Source organism: Lascolabacillus sp. (assembly GCF_028696275.1).
Classification (GTDB): Bacteria; Bacteroidota; Bacteroidia; order Bacteroidales; family Dysgonomonadaceae; genus Proteiniphilum; species Proteiniphilum massiliensis.
This window is the reverse complement of the sequence record NZ_JAQVHI010000002.1, coordinates 18,449-42,352: the sequence shown is the minus strand read 5'-3', so window position 1 is coordinate 42,352 and position 23,904 is coordinate 18,449. Positions and strand designations below refer to the sequence as shown.

19 protein-coding genes are annotated in these 23,904 nt (G+C 35.8%); 10 read left to right on the top strand and 9 right to left on the bottom strand.

The window, feature by feature from the left end; genetic code table 11:
• Positions 1 to 214: 214 nt before the first annotated feature.
• Positions 215 to 2,806 carry an ATP-dependent chaperone ClpB gene (gene clpB, locus PHO43_RS01120; RefSeq protein WP_288009903.1) on the top strand — a complete coding sequence of 864 codons (2,592 nt, stop codon included), beginning with the start codon at positions 215 to 217 and terminating at the stop codon, positions 2,804 to 2,806.
• A gap of 87 nt (positions 2,807 to 2,893) precedes the next feature.
• Here the strand turns inward: clpB and PHO43_RS01115 are convergent, their stop codons facing one another.
• From PHO43_RS01115 to tig, 7 genes are all read right to left on the bottom strand, one after another.
• Complete coding sequence (locus PHO43_RS01115) at positions 2,894 to 4,360, bottom strand: TrkH family potassium uptake protein (RefSeq protein WP_288011016.1); 1,467 nt, start codon at positions 4,358 to 4,360, stop codon at positions 2,894 to 2,896.
• 12 nt (positions 4,361 to 4,372) lie between these two features.
• Positions 4,373 to 5,710: a Trk system potassium transporter TrkA gene (gene trkA, locus PHO43_RS01110; RefSeq protein ID WP_045089643.1), complete on the bottom strand. Its 1,338-nt coding sequence runs from the start codon at positions 5,708 to 5,710 to the stop codon at positions 4,373 to 4,375.
• Positions 5,711 to 5,754: 44 nt separating this feature from the next.
• Positions 5,755 to 7,692 (bottom strand): 1-deoxy-D-xylulose-5-phosphate synthase, encoded by a 1,938-nt coding sequence (gene dxs, locus PHO43_RS01105; protein ID WP_288009900.1) that lies wholly within the window; start codon positions 7,690 to 7,692, stop codon positions 5,755 to 5,757.
• Positions 7,693 to 7,798: 106 nt separating this feature from the next.
• Complete coding sequence (gene recQ / locus PHO43_RS01100; protein WP_288011014.1) at positions 7,799 to 10,000, bottom strand: DNA helicase RecQ; 2,202 nt, start codon at positions 9,998 to 10,000, stop codon at positions 7,799 to 7,801.
• A gap of 261 nt (positions 10,001 to 10,261) precedes the next feature.
• Positions 10,262 to 11,503 carry an ATP-dependent Clp protease ATP-binding subunit ClpX gene (gene clpX / locus PHO43_RS01095; RefSeq protein ID WP_045089640.1) on the bottom strand — a complete coding sequence of 414 codons (1,242 nt, stop codon included), beginning with the start codon at positions 11,501 to 11,503 and terminating at the stop codon, positions 10,262 to 10,264.
• A gap of 23 nt (positions 11,504 to 11,526) precedes the next feature.
• Positions 11,527 to 12,198, bottom strand: a complete 672-nt coding sequence (gene clpP / locus PHO43_RS01090) for an ATP-dependent Clp endopeptidase proteolytic subunit ClpP (RefSeq protein WP_045089639.1) — start codon at positions 12,196 to 12,198, stop codon at positions 11,527 to 11,529.
• 144 nt (positions 12,199 to 12,342) lie between these two features.
• Complete coding sequence (gene tig, locus PHO43_RS01085) at positions 12,343 to 13,788, bottom strand: trigger factor (protein ID WP_288011012.1); 1,446 nt, start codon at positions 13,786 to 13,788, stop codon at positions 12,343 to 12,345.
• Positions 13,789 to 13,969: 181 nt separating this feature from the next.
• Between tig and PHO43_RS01080 the strand changes: the two genes are divergently transcribed.
• From PHO43_RS01080 to PHO43_RS01060, 5 genes are all read left to right on the top strand, one after another.
• A complete protein-coding gene (locus tag PHO43_RS01080; RefSeq protein WP_154904819.1) occupies positions 13,970 to 14,884 on the top strand; it encodes a CPBP family intramembrane glutamic endopeptidase in 915 nt (304 codons plus the stop codon).
• Complete coding sequence (locus PHO43_RS01075; protein ID WP_045089637.1) at positions 14,853 to 15,437, top strand: DUF3109 family protein; 585 nt, start codon at positions 14,853 to 14,855, stop codon at positions 15,435 to 15,437. The genes PHO43_RS01080 and PHO43_RS01075 overlap by 32 nt, the downstream gene beginning before the upstream one ends.
• 104 nt (positions 15,438 to 15,541) lie before the next feature.
• Positions 15,542 to 16,081: a TetR/AcrR family transcriptional regulator gene (locus PHO43_RS01070; protein WP_053826403.1), complete on the top strand. Its 540-nt coding sequence runs from the start codon at positions 15,542 to 15,544 to the stop codon at positions 16,079 to 16,081.
• A 72-nt stretch (positions 16,082 to 16,153) separates the two neighbouring features.
• Complete coding sequence (gene fabG / locus PHO43_RS01065; RefSeq protein ID WP_045089636.1) at positions 16,154 to 16,900, top strand: 3-oxoacyl-[acyl-carrier-protein] reductase; 747 nt, start codon at positions 16,154 to 16,156, stop codon at positions 16,898 to 16,900.
• A gap of 1 nt (position 16,901) precedes the next feature.
• The gene (locus PHO43_RS01060; RefSeq protein ID WP_045089635.1) at positions 16,902 to 17,585 is read left to right on the top strand and encodes an RluA family pseudouridine synthase; all 684 of its coding nucleotides are present in this window, start codon (positions 16,902 to 16,904) and stop codon (positions 17,583 to 17,585) included.
• On the opposite strand, the gene PHO43_RS01055 is transcribed toward PHO43_RS01060, so the two are convergent.
• Positions 17,586 to 18,383, bottom strand: a complete 798-nt coding sequence (locus PHO43_RS01055; protein WP_045089634.1) for a DUF4412 domain-containing protein — start codon at positions 18,381 to 18,383, stop codon at positions 17,586 to 17,588.
• A gap of 46 nt (positions 18,384 to 18,429) precedes the next feature.
• A complete protein-coding gene (locus tag PHO43_RS01050; RefSeq protein ID WP_045089633.1) occupies positions 18,430 to 18,765 on the bottom strand; it encodes a DUF4870 domain-containing protein in 336 nt (111 codons plus the stop codon).
• A gap of 283 nt (positions 18,766 to 19,048) precedes the next feature.
• Here PHO43_RS01050 and PHO43_RS01045 point away from each other — a divergent pair, with 283 nt between their 5' ends.
• The 4 genes from PHO43_RS01045 (at position 19,049) to PHO43_RS01030 (ending at position 23,893) form a co-directional block, all read left to right on the top strand.
• Complete coding sequence (locus PHO43_RS01045) at positions 19,049 to 19,951, top strand: sugar phosphate nucleotidyltransferase (RefSeq protein ID WP_045089632.1); 903 nt, start codon at positions 19,049 to 19,051, stop codon at positions 19,949 to 19,951.
• A gap of 31 nt (positions 19,952 to 19,982) precedes the next feature.
• The gene (locus tag PHO43_RS01040; protein WP_052673150.1) at positions 19,983 to 21,293 is read left to right on the top strand and encodes a hemolysin family protein; all 1,311 of its coding nucleotides are present in this window, start codon (positions 19,983 to 19,985) and stop codon (positions 21,291 to 21,293) included.
• Between the two features lie 133 nt (positions 21,294 to 21,426).
• A complete protein-coding gene (locus PHO43_RS01035) occupies positions 21,427 to 22,503 on the top strand; it encodes an aldose epimerase family protein (protein WP_045089631.1) in 1,077 nt (358 codons plus the stop codon).
• Between the two features lie 100 nt (positions 22,504 to 22,603).
• Positions 22,604 to 23,893 (top strand): MFS transporter, encoded by a 1,290-nt coding sequence (locus PHO43_RS01030; protein WP_053826270.1) that lies wholly within the window; start codon positions 22,604 to 22,606, stop codon positions 23,891 to 23,893.
• The last annotated feature ends 11 nt before the right edge of the window (positions 23,894 to 23,904 follow it).

Sequence of the window (23,904 nt, the reverse complement as noted above, 5' to 3'; positions counted from 1 at the left end):
TTTTTTCTTGTTCTGATAAACAAAATGGGTATCAAATTTGATAAACAGATTTATTTAAAGTAACTGTTCATACTAAATTTTTTAACCTATATGAGATAATATTGGGATATGACAAAAAGTCATATTTTATTTGTGGCAAAGATTTTGACCTTATCTTGTTGTGAATCTGATATTAAATTAAACAATACAGAGAGACAAATAAAAAACTAACGATATGAATTTTAATAATTTTACAATAAAGGCGCAGGAAGCTGTACAGAAATCTATCGAAATTGCACAAGGTAATAATCAACAGATGATAGAACCTGCTCATATACTTAAAGGTATTATGATTGTTGGTGAAAATGTTACCAGCTTTCTGTTTAATAAACTGACTGTAAACAGTCAGAATCTGGAGAGGGTAGTGGATGCTGAGATCCAATCATTTCCACGTGTTTCAGGAGGTGAGCCCATGCTGAGCAGGGAAACTAATGCTGTTTTTCAAAAAGCAGCTGATTTTGCCGGTAAAATGGATGATCAGTTTATCTCTATTGAGCATCTGCTACTAGGTATATTGGATGAGAAAAATAGTGCCTCTAAAATGATGAAGGATGCCGGTATATCAGTTAATCAGCTTCAGTCAGCAATAAACGATTTAAGGAAAGGTGATAAGGTAACAAGTCAGACTGCCGAGGATACTTACCAGGCTCTTGGTAAATATGCAGTAAACCTGATTGAAAAGGCTCGTGAGGGTAAGCTCGATCCAGTAATTGGTCGTGATGAAGAGATAAGACGTGTATTGCAGATATTAAGCAGGAGAACGAAGAATAATCCGATACTTATAGGTGAACCTGGTACAGGTAAGACTGCAATAGCAGAAGGACTTGCCTATAGAGTTGTTCGTGGTGATGTACCGGAGAATCTTAAAAGTAAACAGATATACTCATTGGATATGGGTGCATTGATTGCAGGTGCAAAATATAAGGGAGAGTTTGAAGAACGTCTTAAATCGGTTGTGAATGAGGTTACTAAGTCTGATGGAGAGATAATTCTTTTCATTGATGAGATACATACCTTGGTTGGTGCAGGAAAGAGTGAAGGGGCAATGGATGCTGCAAATATTCTTAAACCTGCATTATCTCGTGGTGAGCTTAGAGCAATTGGAGCTACTACTCTTAATGAATACCAGAAATATTTTGAAAAAGATAAAGCTTTAGAGCGTCGTTTTCAAACTGTAATGGTTAACGAGCCTTCTGAAACCGATTCTATATCAATTCTGAGGGGATTGAAGGAGCGTTATGAGAATCATCATAAGGTGAGAATTAAAGATGAGGCAATAATTGCATCGGTGCAGTTGTCGAGTCGTTACATCACTGACCGTTTTTTACCTGATAAGGCTATCGACCTTATGGATGAGGCTGCTGCAAAATTACGCATGGAAGTGGATTCTGTTCCGGAGGAACTTGATGAGTTAATGAGGAAGGTGAAACAGCTGGAAATAGAGCGTGAGGCAATTAAACGAGAAAATGATCAGCCTAAGGTGGATTTGCTAACTAAACAAATAGAGGATCTTAAAGCAGAAGAAGCTGAATTTTCGGCTAAGTGGAAGTCAGAAAAAGAACTTATCAATAAGATACAACAAGCCAAGATTGAGATCGAAGATGCTAAGTTTGAGGCTGAAAAAGCCGAACGGGAAGGTGATTATGGAAAAGTTGCTGAACTGCGTTATGGTAAGATAAAGGAAAAAGAAAATGATATTGAAGCACTACAGAAAGAACTGCATGTAAGACAGGGTGGTCGCGCTATGATAAAGGAAGAGGTTGATGCTGAAGATATAGCAGATGTGGTATCGAGGTGGACCGGTATTCCTGTTAGCAAGATGCTTCAAAGTGAACGCGATAAGTTATTGCATTTGGAGGAAGAGCTCCATAAGCGAGTAATTGGTCAGGATGAAGCAATAACAGCTGTAGCAGATGCTGTACGACGTAGTCGTGCCGGACTAAGTGATCCTAAGAGGCCAATTGGTTCGTTTATCTTTTTAGGAACTACTGGGGTAGGTAAAACTGAGCTTGCGAAAGCTCTTGCCGAGTATCTGTTTGATGATGAAAATATGATGACTCGAATTGATATGAGTGAATATCAGGAGAAGTTTAGCGCAACTCGTCTGATTGGTGCCCCTCCTGGATATGTGGGTTATGATGAAGGGGGGCAGCTGACTGAGGCTATTCGTCGTAAACCTTACTCTGTAGTGCTTTTTGATGAGATTGAAAAAGCACACCCTGATGTATTTAATATACTTCTTCAAGTGCTTGATGATGGTCGTTTAACCGACAACAAGGGTAGAGTGGTTAACTTTAAGAATACAATAATCATTATGACTTCAAATATGGGTTCTGATCTCATCAGAGAGAATTTTGAGAAGATAAATCCTGTTAACAGAGATGAGATTATTGATAAAACCAGAAATCTGGTGATGGATATGTTGAAAAGGACTATACGACCTGAATTTCTTAATCGTATAGATGAAACTATAATGTTTGCTCCTTTGAAGGAGAATGAAATTACTCAGATTGTAAAATTACAATTGGATAAGGTAAGGGAGTCGCTGGCTGAAAGCGGTATTGAGCTTAAATATAGTGATGAGGCTGTCAGAAGTATCTCTGAATCGGGCTATGATCCTGAGTTTGGAGCCAGACCGGTGAAAAGGGTAATTCAGCGAAAAGTACTGAATCAACTTTCAAAAGAGTTGTTGTCAGGTAAGATTGATAAATCAAAACCGATTACTATTGAAGCAATTGATGATATTATTTATTTCAAAAATAATTGATAAAATCAGCCTTTAATATCTAATCTGAATAGATTGATGTTCTAAGTTTAATTAAGGGTCTCAACAGCTTGTTGGGACCTATTTTTTTTATCGCTTCCAGAAACTTGGAACAAATAGTGAGAGGACAGTAAATATCTCGAGACGACCAACTAGCATTAGAAATGATAGGAAATACTTGGCAAATACTGTGGCTGATTCAAAAGTGCCACTGGGACCGTATGATCCCAATCCAAGACCATAGTTGCTTATAGATGAGAGTGCAACGCTTATCGACTCTTCAAAGGTCATACCGGTGAGGCTTAATATTACAGCACTCATAATTGTAACAAAAATATAGAGGAAAACAAAAGCTATAACCTTTGAAATTGAATCATTTGAAACTACTTTATTGTTAATTTTGACCATATAGAGGGCGTTGGGATGTACCTGCCGCTTAAAAACCAATAGTGAATTTTTAGCAAGGACAACAAGTCGGGAAATCTTCATCCCTCCTGAAGTTGATCCTTCACAACCGCAAAAAAGGATCAAAACAAGAAAGAGCAGCCAGTAAAATGGTCCCCATGCCAGAAAATCCACAGTCGCATATCCAGTAGTTGTTATGGCTGAAACAACCTGGAATAGTACTGTTCTGAAGGTCTCTTCAATATCTGACATTTGACCGGTTGCAAGTAATGCTCCTGTTATACCAATTGTAAAAAGCATAATTAGTGATACATACCAGCGAAACTCTTCGTTCTTTAGCATCTTAAATGAAAATTTCGAGAAAATTGCTGATATCAAAAGAAAGTTTGTTGCTCCAAAGAACATTAACAGAGTAATAACATATTCTGTAAAAGGAGAGTTGAATGATGCGATACTGTATTGTTTTGTTGAAAATCCTCCTGTTGATATTGCAGAGAAGGTATGGCAGGCAGCATCAAAAGCATCCATTGGGCCCGCCCATAAAAAAAAGAATCCAATAATTGTAAGCGCAACATAAGTAAGAGCGATATTTTTAGATACTTCCTTTATTCTTGGACGAAACAGATCTTCTGCGATACCAATTGACTCTACTTCATAAAAATGAACTGATACACTTCCGAAAACGGTCATAAATGATAATACAAAGATAACTATACCTATACCGCCTATCCATTGAGTTATGTTACGCCAGAAATGTAGTGATTTAGGAAATGCCTCAATATCGAAAAGTGTTGAACTACCTGTTGTAGTGAATCCAGACATACTTTCAAAAAAGGCATTAGTAAAAGAGGGTATGGATCCGCTCAGCAGATAGGGTAAAGTACCGTAGACAGACAGCACCAGCCATACCGCTGTGACAGTAATATAAACTTCACGTTTGGTGATATTACCGGATCTTTTATTTTTCTTTCTTCCCAGAAACATGAAAAATGTACCAGATAGAGAAGTGACAATTGATGAAATATAAATACTTCTTACAGCTGATTCATTGTAATATTCACCAATCAGTGCGGAGAATAGCATGAATAAAGCTTCAATCATCAATACAAGTCCAATACTGCTGAAAACAAACCGGTAATTAAATCTGTGCATTTTTTATAAAAACTAGTTAAACAGGTTTTCAATACTTTTGATCGATCTGTTCAGAAAGAAAACCACAACGCGGTCATTAGGTTCTATTTGTGTATTACCTTCAACTAAAATTGGTTCACCATCCCTGATTAATGCACCAAAAGTAATATCAGGAGGCAACTTCAGGTCTTTAATCTTTTTCCTGGTCACTTTTGATTTAGGTTTAGCAATTACCTCTCCTACATTGGCATTGGCAAATGTGAGGCTCTTTATATTTGATGCATCAGCCTTTAGGAGCAATTCATAAATCTTACCTGCTGCTATAAGTTTTTTATTTATGACTGTACCAATATCTAACTGCTCTGCCATAGATATATAATCTATATTTTCAATCTCGGCAACAGTTTTCTTTACTCCATACTGTTTTGCCATCATACAACCGAGTATATTAGCTTCAGAATTTGCAGTTAGTGCCAGAAATGCATCGGTTTCGCTTATACCTTCTCTGATTAGAAACTCGGCATTCCTACCATCTTCTATAAAGACTGTAACATTCGAAGGGCATTTTTCTGCTAAAAATTCGGCTCTTTCTCTATCCTGCTCAATAATCTTAATGTCAATATTCTGAGGCAGTTGTTGAATTGTGCGCATAGTTATGCGGCTTCCACCCATGAACATAAGACGTTTTGTCTCGAAAGACTTTTTACCAAGGAGTTCAGGAAGAATATCTACATATTTTTTTAAGGTGGCAAAATAAAGAATATCATTATGAAGAATTTGATCACTACCCTTAGGAATTATTGTTGTGCCTCCACGTTTTATAGCTACTATGTGAAATTGTTTTACATGCTGATCAAGTTCATATAGATACTTATTGACCAGAGGAGCATTATTTCTGATTTTTGCACCAATTAAAACAATAGTTCCATTGCATAGTTCCCACCAGAAACGTGTCCATGGAGTCTTTATTGCCATTGCAATTTCTCTTGCTGCTACAAGCTCAGGATAGATCATTGAATGAATACCCAGGTTTTCAAAGAATTCCTGGTTTTTAGGTAATAAATATTCATGATTGTCTATACGGGCGAGAGTCTTCTTAGCACCCATATTTGAGGCGAGCATGCATGAGTTAATGTTTTTAGACTCTTCTGGTGTAACTCCAATAAAAAGGTCTGCACTGCCAACACCGGCTGCTGCCAAATCATTCAGGGATGTACAATTTCCCAAATATGTAAGAATTTCAGAGTTGTCACGTATAAGAGATAAACGCTCTTTGTCCCCATCGATAAGCGTTATGTCGTGATTCTCCTGTTCTAGAAGTCTGGCAAGGTGTGTACCCACTGCACCGGCTCCGGCAATTAAAATTTTCATTGATAGCTGTAAATTACTCCAACGATTATTTATTCATTTAAGGACTATAATGATACAATGGTCTCTTCTGAAGGTAGTTTTATTCCAGTCAAATCAAAATAAACCTGCAGGATTTTCTTTAAGATACTCTCAGGATTAATCTCTGCAATTTCCTGTAATTCAGATACAGAACCATGTGTAATAAACTCATCTGCAATACCGATACGATGTACTCTGACATCGGAATCGGAGTACTGTTTTTCTGAAAGAAATTCAAGTACAGCGCTTCCTAAGCCACCTTTGATAACACCATTTTCAACAGTAATAATGTGTTTAAACTTTTTGGCTATATTATCCAGCAATTCCTCATCTATTGGTTTAAGAAAAACCATATCGTAATGTGCAATGCTTATTCCTAATTTCTCAGCCTCTGAAATAGCACTGGCTGCATTGTTGCCTATGGCTCCTAACGATAGTACTGCAATATCGTCTCCGTCCTTTAATTTTCTACCTTTTCCAATAGGTAATATTTGAGGTTTATTTTGCCAGTTAATAAGCTGACCTTGTCCACGAGGATACCGTATAACAAATGGTCCGTCATTTCCATAAGCAGCTGTGTACATCAGGTTTCTCAGTTCATGCTCGTTATATGGTGCCGAGATCACTAAGTTAGGTATTGGACGCATATAGGCAAGATCGAAGACACCGTGATGAGTGGGACCATCAGCACCTACTAAACCTGCTCTGTCCAGACACATAATTACCTTAAGTTTCTGTAGAGCTACATCATGGATTATCTGATCATAAGCTCTTTGCATGAATGAAGAGTATATATTGCAGAATGGAATCAATCCCTCCTTGGCCATACCTGCGGAAAAAGTAACTGCATGTGCTTCTGCTATACCAACATCAAATGATCTGTCAGAAAATTTATCCATCATATATGTCATAGAACAACCTGTAGGCATCGCAGGTGTAACTCCTACTATTTTCTCATCCTTCTCTGCAATCTCTACAAGTGTGTGGCCAAATACATCCTGATATAATGGAGGCTGGTTCTTTACATCTTTGACAACTCTTTCGCCAGTTTCTACATTGAACAGACCGGGTGCATGCCAAACTGTGGCAGATTTTTCAGCTGGTTCATATCCTTTACCCTTAACAGTTTTGATATGCAGCAGTTTTGGCCCCTGCATGTCTTTGATATTCCTTAATACTCTTATTAAACTGGGAAGATCGTGACCATCTACGGGACCAAAATATCTCAAATTAAAGCCTTCAAATATGTTCTGCTCTTTAGTAATTAGTGATTTTACACTATTATTAAAGCGTAACACCAGATTTTTATCTTTCTCAGATATTAAATTTCGCCTTTTGAAGCCTTGATATATATTGTTACGGAATCGATTATATTTTGTAGAAGTAGTTAACTTAACTAAGTAATCCTGTATAGCTCCAACATTATTATCTATAGACATGTTGTTGTCATTCAGGATAATAAGAAGATTGTTTGGTTGTGAGCAAACATTATTAAGACCTTCATAGGCTAATCCTCCGGTCATAGCACCATCACCAATTATTGCAACTATATTGCGATTTTCTTTACGCAATGATGCTGATACAGCCATACCGAGTGCTGCTGAGATTGAAGTTGAAGCATGTCCTGCTATAAACGTATCATACTCACTTTCCGAAGGGTTTGTGAAGCCAGATAGTCCTCCTAACTTACGGTTAGTAGAAAATCTATCGCGACGTCCGGTAAGTATCTTATGACTATATGCCTGATGTCCAACATCCCACACCAAACGGTCATATGGGGTGTTATACAGATAGTGAAGGGCCACAGTAAGCTCTACGGTACCTAAACTTGAGCCGAAATGGCCAGGATTATACGAAAGTTGTTCTATAATAAAATCCCTTAACTCACTGCAAACTGTTTCAAGTTGATCAACATTTAGTTTTTTAAGATCGTCGGGACTATTTATATTTTGCAAATATTTCATTTGGATCAAACTCCTTATTTCGGGGTATCTTTAAGAACCATTTAGTCATTAACCCTTCAATTACTTATAACGACAGTTAAGAGAAATAGTTTATTTCAATAACTTCTTAATTGGCCAATTCTGAGAAGAACTTAATTCTGACAAGCCTTATTTCGGTTTCATCATATTCAGGAAGTTCTTCCTGAGCTTTTTCAAGGTCATCCTTCTCGGTTTCCTTAAAATAGGCGTAGATGTCGTCGATTACATCCTGAGACATTACCTCATTCAGAAAATAATCAATATTGATTTTAGTTCCTGAATAAACAATTGCCTCAACTTCGGACAACATCTCATTAAAGTCGATACCTTTGGATTCAGCAAGATCGTCAAGAGCTACTTTACGGTCAATAGCCTGTACGATTGATACTTTAAGTTTAGACTTGTTAGGTACTGTTTTCACACGAAGATCTTCAGGACGTGTGATATCATTTTCCTCAACATGTTTTTTAATAAGTTCTACGAATTCCTTACCATAGCGTTTAGCCTTTCCTGATCCTACTCCTGGTATATTTTGCAGTTCATCCAAAGTAATAGGATAGGAGGTTGCCATTGCTTCAAGAGATGAGGGTTGAAAAATCACATATGGAGGTACATTCAGTTTTTTGGATAATTTTTTCCTGAGATCCTTCATCATCGAAAATAGTACAGGATCTGCAGCTCCTCCGCTGACTCCTCCTGATGCCATTATATCTGAATCCTCACTTTCCAGATCAGAAATATCATCCTCATCTTCATCTATTTTAGTTATTTTAAATGAAACAGGATTCTTGAGAAAATCTTTACCTTTTTTCGTAATTTTGAGAATACCATAATTCTCAATTTCTTTTTTCAAATAGTTGTCAAGTAATGCTTGTCTTATGACAACCTCCCATGTGCTCTCTTCTTCATCTTCACCCGAACCAAATTCTTCAAGTTGGTCATGACCATATGTTTCAATGTCAGATGATTCTTTTCCGACAAGGAAATCAATAATATATTCGGCTTTTTGTTTTTCTTTAAGAGCAGTAATAGCTTCTAATACAGTAATTAGTAATTCCTTTGCTTCCACTTTTATTTTAGGATTTAAACAATTATCACAATTTTCACAATTAGGGAGATCAAAATTTTCACCGAAATAATGCAGCAGCATTTTTCTTCTGCAAACAGATGTTTCTGCATAGGCAGCTGTCTCGAGAAGCAATTGTTTGCCAATTTCCTGCTCCGATACCGGCTTGCCTTGCATAAAACGCTCAAGTTTTTGTAAGTCTTTCTCTGAATAAAAAGCAATACACTTGCCTTCACCACCATCTCTTCCGGCGCGACCTGTTTCTTGATAGTAACCTTCAAGACTTTTTGGAATGTTATAATGGATTACATAACGTACATCCGGTTTATCTATACCCATTCCGAAGGCTATTGTAGCAACAATTACATCTGCTTTTTCCATCAGAAAAGCATCTTGATTGCTTGAGCGTGTAGCCGCATCCATTCCTGCATGGTAAGGCAGTGCTCTTATATTATTGGCTTGCAGTATCTCTGCAAAATCATCAACCTTCTTTCGACTCAGACAGTAAACAATACCTGATTTTCTGCCTTGTGAAAGTATGTACTTAATGATTTCCTTATCTATTTGATCTGTTTTTTTACGTACTTCATAATTTAGATTGGGACGATTGAAAGAAGATTTGAATACTTCTGCGTTAGTCATTCCCAATGTCTTTTGAATATCATGCTGAACTTTTGGAGTTGCAGTAGCCGTAAGTGCGATTATAGGTCTTGGACTTATTTCGTTAATTATAGGTCTGATTCTACGATATTCAGGCCGAAAATCATGCCCCCACTCAGAAATACAATGTGCTTCGTCGACTGCATAAAATGAAATAGGGACACTTCTTAGAAATTCAATATTTTCTTGTTTTGTAAGAGATTCAGGAGCAACATAAAGCATCTTGGTTTTTCCGGATATAATGTCCTTTTTCACTTCTTCTATCTCAGCTTTGGTTAAAGAAGAATTGAGGAAGTGAGCTATACCGTCTTTCTCGCTATAGCTCCGCATTGCATCTACCTGATTCTTCATTAATGCAATCAGTGGAGAAATAATAATTGCAGTACCTTCCATTAAAAGTGCAGGTAATTGATAGCAAAGAGATTTTCCACCACCTGTAGGCATTAGAACAAAAGTGTCCTTACCTGATAAGATACTATTTATTATGGCTTCCTGATTGCCTTTAAAAGTATCGAATCCAAAATACTTTTTTAAACCATTATATATTATATCTTTATTTTTCATTTATTCAACTATCCGGGGAAAAACCTAAAATGACAAGTATTCTACAAATATAGAAAAGTATTACTTATATCCAATATTAATGCATTAAACTTGAAATTTACCTTCTGAACATTTATTATAAATTCACTTCTAAGATAGTTTAAAAAATATTTTGCTCCAAATAAAACCATTTATATCCATTAAAAAAACGCAGGTTAAACCATGCGTTTTTTTAATTTACTTCCGATATTAAAAAGTACGGAAGTTATAGAAAAATTTTCTCTATGCCACTCTCAAATGATGAATATCGGAATTCTCCAGCTGTTCTACTGCATACTTTCGGGTAACATGTAGTTTTTTCTTATCCCCTGATGGCAATGAAAACATCGCATCAATCATGATTGCTTCAACAATAGATCGGAGACCTCGTGCACCTAATTTAAACTCAATCGCTTTATCCACAATAAACTCATATGTACTTTGATCAAATGTAAGAGTAACGCCATCCATACTGAATAACTTCTGATACTGTTTGATTATTGAGTTCTTGGGCTCAACAAGAATGCGTAAAAGTGAATCTCTATCAAGAGGTTCCAGATAGGTCAGAACAGGTAGACGACCGATAATTTCAGGAATAAGTCCAAATGATTTCAGATCAAGTGGAGTAATGTATTTGAGCATATTATCTCTGTCTATTATTGCTTTTTCCTGAGAAGCTGCGAAGCCAACTACATGACTGTTAAGACGATGAGCAATCTTTTTCTCGATGCCGTCGAAAGCACCACCACATATAAAAAGTATATTTTTGGTGTTAACCGCAATCATACGCTGTTCAGGGTGCTTACGGCCTCCCTGAGGTGGAACATTTACAATCGATCCTTCAAGGAGTTTAAGAAGTCCTTGTTGTACTCCCTCTCCACTTACATCTCTTGTAATAGACGGATTATCACTCTTTCGTGCTATTTTATCAATTTCATCTATAAAAACAATTCCCCTCTCAGCAGCATTCACATCGTAATCAGCTACCTGAAGTAGTCTTGTAAGTATACTTTCAATATCCTCTCCTACATAACCGGCTTCAGTAAGAACTGTAGCGTCAACAATTGTAAAAGGTACTTGAAGCATTTTAGCTATAGTCCTTGCTAAAAGTGTCTTGCCGGTACCGGTAGCTCCAACCATTATGATGTTAGACTTTTCAATCTCTACTTCATCCTTTGCATTTTTCTGTAAAATACGTTTATAATGATTGTAAACCGCTACTGATAGAAATTTTTTAGCACTATCCTGTTTTATAATATATTGATCTAGAAAATCTTTGATTTGAGTAGGTTTTGGCAATGTCGAAAGTGTAATACCCACATCAGATTTTCCACTACTTTTAAATGAGTCATTGACAATTTCGTGTGCCTGCTCGGTACACATGTCACAAATATAACCCGTTACCCCGGAAATAAGTAGATTTACTTCCTGTTCACTTCTTCCGCAGAAACTGCAGTGGTTACTACTATTTGCTTTTTTCGCCATAATAATATATTAATTTCCTGGATTTATTTCCTTATCAATACATCATCAACCATACCATACTCTTTTGCTTCTGAAGCAGTCATCCAAAAGTCACGGTCAGAATCCCTGCTTACTTCTTCGATAGGTTTTCCGGAGTGCTTGGATATGATAGTGTATAGTTCATTCTTTATTTTAGCTATTTCACGAGCAGTTATTTCGATATCAGAAGCTTGCCCTTGAACACCTCCCATAGGCTGGTGAATCATCACTCTTGAATGAGTAAGTGCGAATCTCTTTTTCTCAGTTCCTGATACTAATAAAACAGCTGCCATAGATGCAGCAATTCCGGTGCAAATTGTTGATACATCACTTGAAATAAATTGCATTGTATCGTAAATTCCTAACCCTGCATAAACAGAACCACCCGGAGAATTAATATAAATTGAAATATCTTTACCGGGATCAGATGAATCCAGATAAAGTAACTGAGCTTGCATAACGTTGGCAGTATAATCATCTATACTTGTACCCAGAAAGATAATTCTATCCATCATCAATCGTGAAAAAACATCCATCTGAGCAACATTCAATTGACGCTCTTCAATAATAGTAGGAGATATGTAGCCACCCTGACTGGTTATTTTCATATAACTATCCAGTCTGGATCCGCTCATCCCAAGATGTTTTACTGCATATTTTCTAAAATCGTCTTGCATAATTTTTATTTTGGTTGTTCAACATAGTTTATCAGTTGAACTGTTGCAAATAAGGTGCCAGAAATAAAACAAATTTAATTCTAAAAATTGAATTTATAAACAATTACTTGAAAAAATAAGTTGTTTTCAGCACCTATTCACATCTTATTCGTTAGTTTCGTCTGAAGATACTTCTTCAGTCTCACTTTCAACTTCATTTTCATCCGCTACATTTTCGCTGTGTAAATGCGAATGTTCAGTCATAATTTCATTGAATTCTTTAGAAGAAACTTTTTTCTCGATTACTGTTATATTTTCTTTCAGCCAGTCGATTACTTTATCTTCAGTAGCCTTTTCAAACAGATTTTGAACAGTCTCTTCTTTTTCAAGCATGCTCTTAGCGTAATTCTGAAGTACATCTGCCGGTAAGTTTGTCATACCATACTGAGCAAACTGTGCTCTTGCCACTTCAGTTGCCAGTTCTTCAATATCCTTGAATTCAATTTTTATTTCATTTTCTTCAATGATCTTCTGTTTTGCGATATGAAATTTCAGATCCTCCAGTATTTTTGGATAATCTTCCTCTACCTGCTCCTCAGTTCTATTCTCGCTTGATTCAAGCAGCCAGCGCTTCAGGAACTCATCAGGGAATTTAACATCTTTCATTTGCTCAACAATGATGTCTCTCATTTCATGAATGAACAGATGATCAGCATTAGGCTTGAATTGTTTTTCAAGCTGTTCCTTAACTTTTGTTCTGAATTCCTCTTCAGTTGTCGCTCCACCTTCTCCAAGAACACGATCAAACAGCTCCTGATTTAATTCAGCCTCTTTATAACGAGTAACTTCGTTTATTTCAAAACGGAAATCAGAATTAACGTCTTTAATCTCTTCTTTAGTAGATTGCAGAAGTGATGCTACCTCAGCCTCATTATTATTGTAGGCAGTTTTTGGGTTGAAGATAATATTGTCACCTACTTTTGATCCAATAAATTTAGCTTTACTTGCTTCATCCTTTATGTATGATGGCATTAAGATGGCGTTTTCAATTACTTTGCCATTCTCTTTATCTTCTCCATTTTCTACTTCAGTAAGAGTTCCTTTAATCAGGTCTGTTTCAACAGACTCCTCTTCAACTTTCAGATAAGTGCCATAGTTCTGCTTGTATGCATCAATCTGCTTGTTAAGCAAATCTTCTTCCAGATCTACACTATAATATGTGTGTTCAATCTCTTTACCCAGTTTTAGGTCGAATTCAGGAGTCAGTCCAATATTGAAATAGAATTTATAATTTTCATCTTTATCTAAATCAACCTGCCTGTCTTCACTTTGGTCATTCAGAGGCTCTCCAAGTATTTTCAACTTGTTATCGCGTACAAAGTTACTAACCTCTTCTGTCACAATTTTGTTGATTTCATCAATCAGGACTGATTTTCCATAAAGTTTCTGTATAACGCTTTTTGGAACTTTACCCTGTCGAAATCCCGGTATTTCAGCTCTTTGTCTGAATTGATTTAACGACTTATCTACTTTATCCTGATAATCAGCTTTCTCCAGCTCAATTAGGATTGTTCCGTTTACCTCGTCGATTTTGTTAAGTGTTGACTTCATTTGAAATGGATTATTTTATTCAAAGTCGGTTAAATTCAACCGTTTGAAACATTTTTTTAAACAAGAGTGCAAAATTAGTGTTATTCTTTCAAATTGCAAAAATTATTTTCTGGTCCTATAAAAAGTAATTCTATTATCTTTGTGGTTTGATAAAAATATCTTTAATAAAAGAACAGGAAGGATGCGTCCAATTCTTATATCTGCTTCTCCGGGATTTAAAATAGCTTATCTTTTTTTATTTCTATTAATTGGAGTTTTTTTTGCAGGATTATTTGCCGGATTAATTTTGATGATACCTGTAATCAAAGATTATGGAGAGATTTCAGGTATTTATGTAGATACAATCATGCAATCGATTTTTGCAATCGGATTACCTGCGTATTTAATTGTAGCATGGACAAATAACAAACCCGTACAATACCTCAGAGTAGCAGATAATGTTAAACAGTCGTACAATATCCCTTTTGCTATTCTTGCATTTATTTTCTCTTATCTTTTTGCATCATTTTTAGTGCAATTGAATAAAGGAATGGTGTTGCCGGAAAGTATGAAAGGTATTGAAGAATTTATGCGAATGATGGAAGATGCAGCCTTGGAAACTACTAATTTGATCTTATCGAGAAAATCGCTTAGTGCACTTTTCCTAAATATCATTGTGATAGCAGGTTTCGCTGCAATTTCAGAAGAACTGTTCTTTCGCGGTGCATTACAACAGTTTATACAGGAAAAGTTTAAAAATGGTCATATCGCAGTTTGGTTGACCGCCCTTGTTTTCAGTATTATACATTTTCAGTTTTATGGATTCTTGCCAAGATTATTTTTAGGGGCAATACTTGGTTATCTATTTATATATACTAAAAACCTATATGTTCCAATCATATTCCATTTTCTGAATAATGCCACTGTAATCTTGATAAATTTCTTCTGGGGCGATGCTGAGTGGTATAAGAATATTGAAAATATTTCAATAACACCTCAGTTTGTGGTTTTGGCTATTTTTAGCTTGGTGCTTACAATAGCACTGTTTTGGATATACAATAGACTAATTTCAAAAAATAATAATAATGATACAAATTCAAGATACAATAATATCTGACGATATATTTAAAGAACACTTTATTTGTGATCTTTGTAAGTGTAAAGGACAATGTTGTGTAGATGGAGAATCCGGAGCTCCGTTAGAGGATTACGAATTCGAAGAAATTAATGAAATTCTTCCGGAGATTTGGGATGACCTTTCACCAGCAGCTCAAGTGTTGATAAAAGAGCAGGGTATTGCCTATAAAGATTATGATGGAGAACTTGTTACATCTATTATCAAAGGCCGGGAGTGTGTCTTTACATATTTCGATGAGAATGGAGTATGCAAATGTGCAATTGATAATGCATATCGTGAAGGAAGAATAAACATCCAAAAGCCAATCTCTTGTCATCTATATCCTATAAGACTTCAAAAGTATGTAGAATTTACGGCAGTAAATTATCATAAATGGTCGATCTGCGAACCAGCCACTGTTCTTGGTAGACAGCACGGATTACCCCTCTACAAATTTCTAAAAGAGCCATTAATTAGAAAATTTGGACAGGAATGGTACAATGAAGTCTGTGAGGCTGGCAAACTGATGGAAAAAAACGAAGAAAAGAGTTGAAAATATAAATCTTTGTTATATTTTTGCACATATATATTTAAAATGTGCAAAAAGTGTCATCTGCGATTTCAAAAACTAGAAAAGATTTAATTGATGTAGCCCGTATGCTTTTCGCAAAGAATGGTGTAGAAAGCACCACTATGAACGACATAGCCAAAGCATCTCAACGGGGTAGGAGAACATTGTATACCTATTTCAGTAGTAAAAATGATATTTACAAGGCTGTAATAGAATCAGAGCTGGATGTTCTATATAATAAACTGGAGGAAGTAACCAGACGTGACATGCCCGCTGATGACAAATTACTAATGCTGGCATTCACAAGACTTAATGCTATTAAAGAAGTTGTTACCCGCAATGGTACTCTGAAAGCAGATTTTTTCAGAGATATATGGCAGGTAGAAACAGTACGCAAAGGGTTTGATAACAAAGAGATATATTACCTTGAGGTTATCATTAGAGATGGGTGTGAAAAAGGAATATTTCACCTTAAAGATATAAAACAGACAGCAGAAATATTGCATTACGCATTCAAAGGATTAGAAGTTCCAACTATAAGAGGTGCGCTTAAACTAGATTACAGTAAAAAGGGCGACAGGGAGCTGATATCTAACCTGATATTCAAAGGCCTATATTCAGAATGATTTTCCATCAATATTCTGCTACAAAAATATTTTAATAAAATCAGAACTAATTAATTAGAAACAACAATTCATATGAAATTATTAGAAGGTAAAACAGCGCTTATAACCGGTGCTGCACGTGGTATTGGTAAAGCTATTGCATTGAAATTTGCATCTGAAGGAGCAAATATAGCTTTTACAGATTTAGTTATAGATGAATCAGGCAAAGCTACAGAACAGGAAATTTCCTCTATGGGGGTAAAATGTAAAGGATACGCTTCAAATGCGGCAAATTTTGATGAATCGCATGCTGTAGTTGATGAGATAATGAAAGATTTTGGCAGAATTGATATTCTTATCAATAATGCAGGAATTACAAAAGATGGTCTTATCATGAGAATGTCTGAGCAGCAGTGGGACGCTGTTATTAATGTGAATCTGAAATCAGCATTCAATTTTATACATGCAGTTACACCAATAATGATGCGTCAGAAATCAGGAAGCATAGTAAATATGAGCTCTGTTGTAGGCGTGTCAGGTAATGCAGGACAAGCAAACTACTCAGCTTCAAAAGCCGGTATGATAGGTTTAGCAAAATCAACCGCAAAAGAATTGGGCTCACGTGGAATTCGTGCAAATGCAATTGCTCCAGGATTTATTATTACCGATATGACAGGTCAGCTCTCTGAAGAAGTTCAAAAAGAGTGGACAAAGCAGATACCATTAAGACGTGGCGGAACACCTGAAGATGTTGCGAATGTAGCTCTTTTTCTTGCTTCAGACCTCTCTTCGTATGTAAGTGGTCAAGTTATTAACGTTTGTGGTGGTATGAATAGCTGATATGACTGTTCTTTACGAAGACAATCATATAATCATAATTAATAAATTACCCGGTGAGATCGTTCAAGGCGATAAAACCGGAGACAAACCGTTGTCGGAAATTGTTAAAGATTATCTTAAAGATAAATATAACAAACCCGGCAACGTTTTTTGTGGAGTAACTCACAGACTTGACAGACCAACAAGTGGGGTAGTGATATTTGCAAAAACTAGTAAAGCTTTATCAAGGTTAAATGAGATGTTCAGAAAAGATTCAATTGATAAAGTTTATTGGGCAATAGTTAAAAACAGACCTTCTAAAATAGAGGATAAATTAGTTCATTACCTTATCAAGGACGAAAAAAAGAATAAGTCATCCGCCTTCAATACAGAGAAACCTAATACAAAAAAAGCTGTGATGCACTATAAATTGATTAGTACATCACAGAACTATAGCCTACTTGAAGTTAATCTTGAGACTGGGCGTCATCATCAAATTAGATGTCAACTAGCCAAGATAGGCTCTCCAATTAAAGGAGATTTAAAATATGGCGCTGAACGTTCAAATCCCGATGGTAGTATTAGTTTACATGCAAGAAGCATATCTTTTATACATCCCGTATCAAAAGTAAAAATAGAAGTTACTGCACCAGTTCCCATGGATAATTTATGGAAATCCTTTGAAGAATCTGTCAGAGACAGATAGTTATTTTAATCTGATATTTGTAGACGATTCATTAAAAGCAATACATTCCATTGTCATATTATTGCCCTTCTTTGAATTATCTTCCATTTCCATAAACATCATGAGTCCATTTTCATACTTCTTTGTGAATGCTATCATCTCCTTTGGCATATTAGCAATACCCTGGCCTCGAGTATCCCCAAAACGGACATTTATTTCAGGTGCAAAATATACAATTATATTATGCTCATCACTTTCTAATTTAAATCCTTTACAATTATATCCAAGATATTCACGATCAGGTAACTCAGAAAAAGTATAGTCATATTTAATATCAAGATCCTCTTCGCTTAATTCCTGATCGGTAGTTAACTCCCTTGCAATTACAGTTTCGTTTGATTTAATTATGAAGACATTCTTTGAATTATCTAAAATCATAATCATATCAGGAGAAATCTCTGTTTTTATACCTATATAAGAATCATTTTTACTGAATAGGTAGTTCATATTTGTCTCTCCACCTTCTGTAGCCATCTTTACAGTATAGTCATAATCAAAACGGTAAACTTCAGGCAGATCAGCGAGATCTACAGATTTTCCACCAAAGTTAAACAGACCTTCAAGATTTGGATTAAGTATCTTTTCCATTGCATTAGAAGTCTTCTCCGCGGCTTTGTCCGCTGCTTTGTCTATTATAACCTCCTCTGTTTTTTCAAGCACTTTATTTTTTAGTCTGTTTAGAAACTGAGCATTTGCACTATCAGTAAATCCAAATCCGAAAATAATTATAAACAGGATAAATAAATTTACTTTTTTCATTATTTGTAAATCTTTAGATATGAATATATAAACATTGGTCTAAACTTCAAATAGTTTTAAACCACTCTGTATATTTATTACCAAGAATAGGGACAACTTTTTCTTTGCCGTTTACAGCGTTAAGTAATCCAACTATCCACATGTATAAAAGAACTAAGTAGCCAATAATACTTACTATCCATCCAAGTACAGGAATTACATTTATAATAGCTAAAGCTATACTTGTTATAACAAGACCTAAAGATTGCCTGATATGAAAACTTGCAAACGGTTCTTTTTTCTCGTTGTTCATAACAAAAGCGAGTACTAACCCGATAACGGTGAGATAAGAAATAATGGCAATGTTTTTGCCCTGTACATCATTTGATACATTTGTTTCCATGATTTATTATTTTAATTAATTTAAATGTAAAAGTACCTATAATTAAGTGTATTAATCTCTAGAACATGTTTTGGATAGTTTACACAATCACCTTACTTTCACTACTTAACGCATAGCTTTAAAAATTGTTTTAACTAATCAGCGAAATGTAAAAATTTAACAAAATTACTACTACCAAAATGTAGCCTGAATTGAAGCGATATAATCAATAATCTTTTTTTGTTTCCGCTTTTTATATAAAAACATTACATTTGCATAAGAGATTAAATTAAAAAGATAATAAATGAAACCTACACTTTTTGTATTAGCAGCAGGAATGGGAAGCCGTTATGGCGGTCTAAAGCAATTAGATGGAGTAGGACCTAATGGGGAAACCATAATGGACTATTCAATATTTGATGCTGTAAATGCCGGATTTGGCAAATTGGTATTTGTAATTCGTAAATCTTTTGAACAGGACTTCAGAGACAAAATAGTTAAGAAGTATGAGAAGAAAATTCCTGTTGAACTGGTATTCCAGGAGTTTGATAAATTACCTGAAGGCTTCAAACCTAACCCTGAAAGAGTAAAGCCATGGGGCACAAACCATGCTGTAATGATGGGAAAAGATGTTATCAATGAGCCTTTTGCAGTGATCAATGCAGATGATTTCTATGGTCGCGAAAGCTTTAAGATTTTGGCCGATACACTTTCTGAACTTAATAATAGCGAAAACAACTACTGTATGATAGGATACCGCATAGGAAACACACTTTCTGAAAGTGGTACAGTTGCACGTGGTGTATGTGAGACAGATGAAAACGGTTATCTTACTGGTGTTGTAGAACGCACCCAGGTTAAGCGAATTAATGGTGAAGTTTGCTTTAAGGATGAGAATGACCAGTGGATTGCTGTAGAAGATAATACACCAGTATCAATGAATATGTGGGGTTTTACTCCCGATTACTTTAAATATTCAGATGATTATTTTGTAAAATTTTTGGAAGATAATCAGGATAATATCAAAGCAGAATTTTTTATTCCTTTATTAGTAAACCATTTGATAGTTAATAAAACAGCTAAAGTTAGGGTCTTGGATACACCTTCAAAATGGTTTGGAGTAACATATGCTGAAGACAGACCAGATGTTGTAGCCAAATTGAAAGAACTATCAGATAATGGTACTTATCCAACGCCATTGTGGTAATAAATTCAAGTAATTTTTCTATCATTATATTATGTGGATAGATATTATCATCATTCTTTTGCTGATTCTGCTAAATGGTTTTTTTGCCCTTTCCGAGATAGCAATAGTCTCAGCGAGGAAAAACAAACTGGAATCAGCATATAAGAATGGTTCAAACGGAGCTTCTCGTGCGCTGAAGCTTCAGTCCGACCCTGATAATTTTTTATCCTCAGTACAAGTAGGAATTACTTTAATAGGTATTATAAATGGTGCTTACGGAGGTCAGGCCTTCGCAGGCAAACTGGTGCCCTTTTTCGATCAATTCGCATTCACTGCTCCTTTTGCAGAAGGGATATCAATGGTGACCGTTGTATTTCTGATCACTTATATCTCCATTGTAATAGGCGAGCTGGTGCCCAAAACAATAGCTCTGAATTATTCAGAAAAAATGGCAGTGGCAGTAGCTCCAACTATTTATGCAGTAAGTATTATTTTTTATCCCTTTGTCAAGCTTCTCTCTTTTTCTACCGGTTTTATCAACAGGTTAATCGGATTGAAACCAAAGGAAGATGTAATTTCAGAAATGGAATTGCGTGCTATGCTAAAAACTGCTTCTCATGAAGGTATAATTGATGTTCAGGAAAATATCATCCACGAACAGGTGTTCTATTTTTCAGATAAACGTGCAAGACATCTAATGACCCACAGAACAGATGTAGAATGGGTGGATATAAGTAAAAGCAAGGAAGAGGTAATTGAACAATTACTACAGACAAAGCATAGTAAGATACTTGCATGCAGAAAAAAAATAGATGATTTTGTAGGGATCATATCAATGCGTGATTTTCTTATGCGACTTAACAGCAAGGAAGATTTCACAATTGAAGAGCTGATAATGGAGCCAATTATAGTTCCAAATACCGTACGAGCCCAGAAAGTGCTTGAGAACTTCAAGAACAGTTATAAGTTCGTTGCAGTTGTTGTAGATGAGTATGGCAGCCTCGATGGTATTATTACAATTCATGATATTTTTGAAAATCTTGTAGGTAATGTTCCTGAGGAAACGGATGTAGAATCAACTGAACCACTTATATTTATTAGGGAAGATAATTCTGCGTTGGTAAGCGGAGAGGCACCAATTGAAATATTAACTCAATTTGACGAAGACTTCATAGTCGACTTCGATAAAATTGATTATTCTACTGTTGCAGGTTTCGTTTTTACCTGTATTAATAAGATTCCAGGTGTCGGTGATAAGTTTGAGTATAACAATCTTATTTTCGAGATTATGGATGTTGATGGTAATAAAATTGATAAAGTTTTGATAACGAGGAAGATGGATGTGAAAGGTGTAGTAATATGATTTGTTAAAATCGCTATATTATGTTTTATAACACAAAAAAATGTTAGGTAGTTAATACTAACTGTGTTAATTTTACACCAATTTAAAAAATCAATCTTCATCCTTATCTTAATTTAAAAACCAAGAAAATAACATGAACAAAATGTATAGCAAGTCCGGTTTGCTTGGTGAAGCTTTTGAAAAAATCGTAGATGGCAAGCAAACCGGATTATACATTCTAACAAACAAAGTTGGAAGTGAAGTAACGATTACAAATTATGGCGCTAAAATAGTATCACTGATGGTACCGGATAAAGATGATTTTTTTCAGGATATTGTTTTAGGACATCCCAATATCAATGACTATCTCGATTCAGAAGAACCCTATTTTGGAGCAATATGTGGCCGAACAGCAAATCGAATTGCCAACGGCCTTTTTTATCTGAATGGCAAAGAGTATAAGCTTACAGTCAATAACGGTCCCAATTCCCTACATGGTGGTATTAAAGGATTTAATTCAGTTGTATGGGAGGTAACAAAACTCACAGAAAACAGCATTGAATTATATTATCTCTCTGTTGATGGAGAAGAGGGATTCCCAGGTAATCTTTCTGTATGGGTTACATATACTATAACAGAAGATAACACACTCAGAATTGATTATAAAGCTGAAACAGATAAAACCACAATACTCAATCTCACGAATCATTCATATTTCAATCTTTCCGGCGAAGGTGATCCTCATGTTGGAGATCATATTCTTATGCTGAATGCAGATAAATATCTCCCTACAGATAACACTGCAATTCCTTATGGAGATCCTGAACCTGTAAAGGATACTCCAATGGATTTTACAACTCCGGTTGAAATAGGTAAAAGAATAAATGATGATTTCGAGCAACTGAGATTTGGTAAAGGATATGATCACACATTTGTATTAAATAAGAATAGCTCAGAAGAGTTTTCTTTTGCAGGTTATTGCAAATCTCCCAAGACCGGTATCAGAATGGATATATATACTACGGAACCGGGACTTCAGCTATATACTGCTAACTGGCTTACAGGAAACTTCATTGGCAAGAATGGTCATAATTACCCTGAGAGATCATCTGTCTGTTTTGAAACGCAACATTTTCCCGACAGCATAAATAAACCTGATTATCCATCGGTTATATTAGAGCCGGGGGAAACGTTTAGCTCAAGAACAGATTTTAGATTTTCTGTAGAGTAATGCTTTAAAATAAGATAATAAGAACCTATAAAACAGACGATTGTAAAAGCATAAATTTAGTCAAAAAGTAATATATCAAATCATTAATTAAATTAAAAGTATGAACACTACTACTCAAAACAAGAATCGGATAGTGCCAATTATTATGATGATCGCACTTTTCGGAATGATCGCATTTGTGACCAATCTGGCCGCACCAATGGGATTAGTATTAAAACAACAGTTTGCTGTATCAAATTTCCTTGGACTATTAGGAAACCTTGCCAATTTCATTGCTTATGCAGTAATGGGTATACCGGGTGGTATTCTATTGCAACGTGTAGGTTATAAGAAAACTGCCCTTATTGCAGTTGCTGTAGGTTTCATAGGAGTATTAGTGCAATTCCTATCAGGACATTCACCTGAATCTTTAGCCTTTACTATTTATTTGCTTGGTGCATTTATTGCAGGTTTTTCTATGTGTTTATTAAACATCGTAGTAAACCCAATGTTGAATACATTAGGTGGTGGTGGTAACAAAGGAAATCAGCTGATTCAAATTGGTGGATCTTTCAACTCATTGATGGCTACTTTCACACCTGCTTTCGTAGGTATCCTTATTGGTGATGCTGTAAGTGCAAGAATCAGCGACGTATTCCCTGTTATGTATATTGCAATGGGCGTATTTGCAGTTGTATTCTTTGTATTATGGTCAGTAAATATTCCTGAACCACACATTACCGAATCAAAGGAATCAATGGGAAGTCTGATGTCAGGTGCCCTTAAATTCAAACATTTCGTATTAGGTGCAATAGCCATATTCATCTATGTTGGTATTGAGGTTGGTAACCCTTACATCATGTTGTACTGGCTTGAAGAGATGCCATCTGTAGGTGCCACTATCGGAGGATTTGTTACAGGTACATACTGGTTCCTTATGTTAATCGGCCGTTTGGTTGGAGCATCACTAGGAAGCAAGGTGTCAAGCAAGACTATGCTCAGCTCTCTCTCAATAGTGGGATTGGTACTGGTTCTGGCTGCTATCTTCTCACCAACAACCAACCTTGTTGAACTTCCTGTATTACAAAGATCTGCTGAAGGTGCTCTTTCATTTGGTTTGGCCGAAGTGCCTATCAATGCACTGTTCTTTGTATTGGTTGGTCTTTGTACTTCAATTATGTGGGGAAGTATATTCAATCTTGCAGTTGAAGGATTGGGTAAATATACACCGGCAGCTGCAGGTATTTTCATGACTATGGTTTGCGGTGGTGGTATTCTTCCTGCAATCCAGGGTGGCATTGCAGATGCTGTAGGATACATTTCTAGTTACTGGTTAATTATTGCTGCATTGGCTTATCTGTTATTCTACGGCCTTATAGGATCTAAAGTAAACAAAAGAGCAACAGAATAGAATAAGGATTT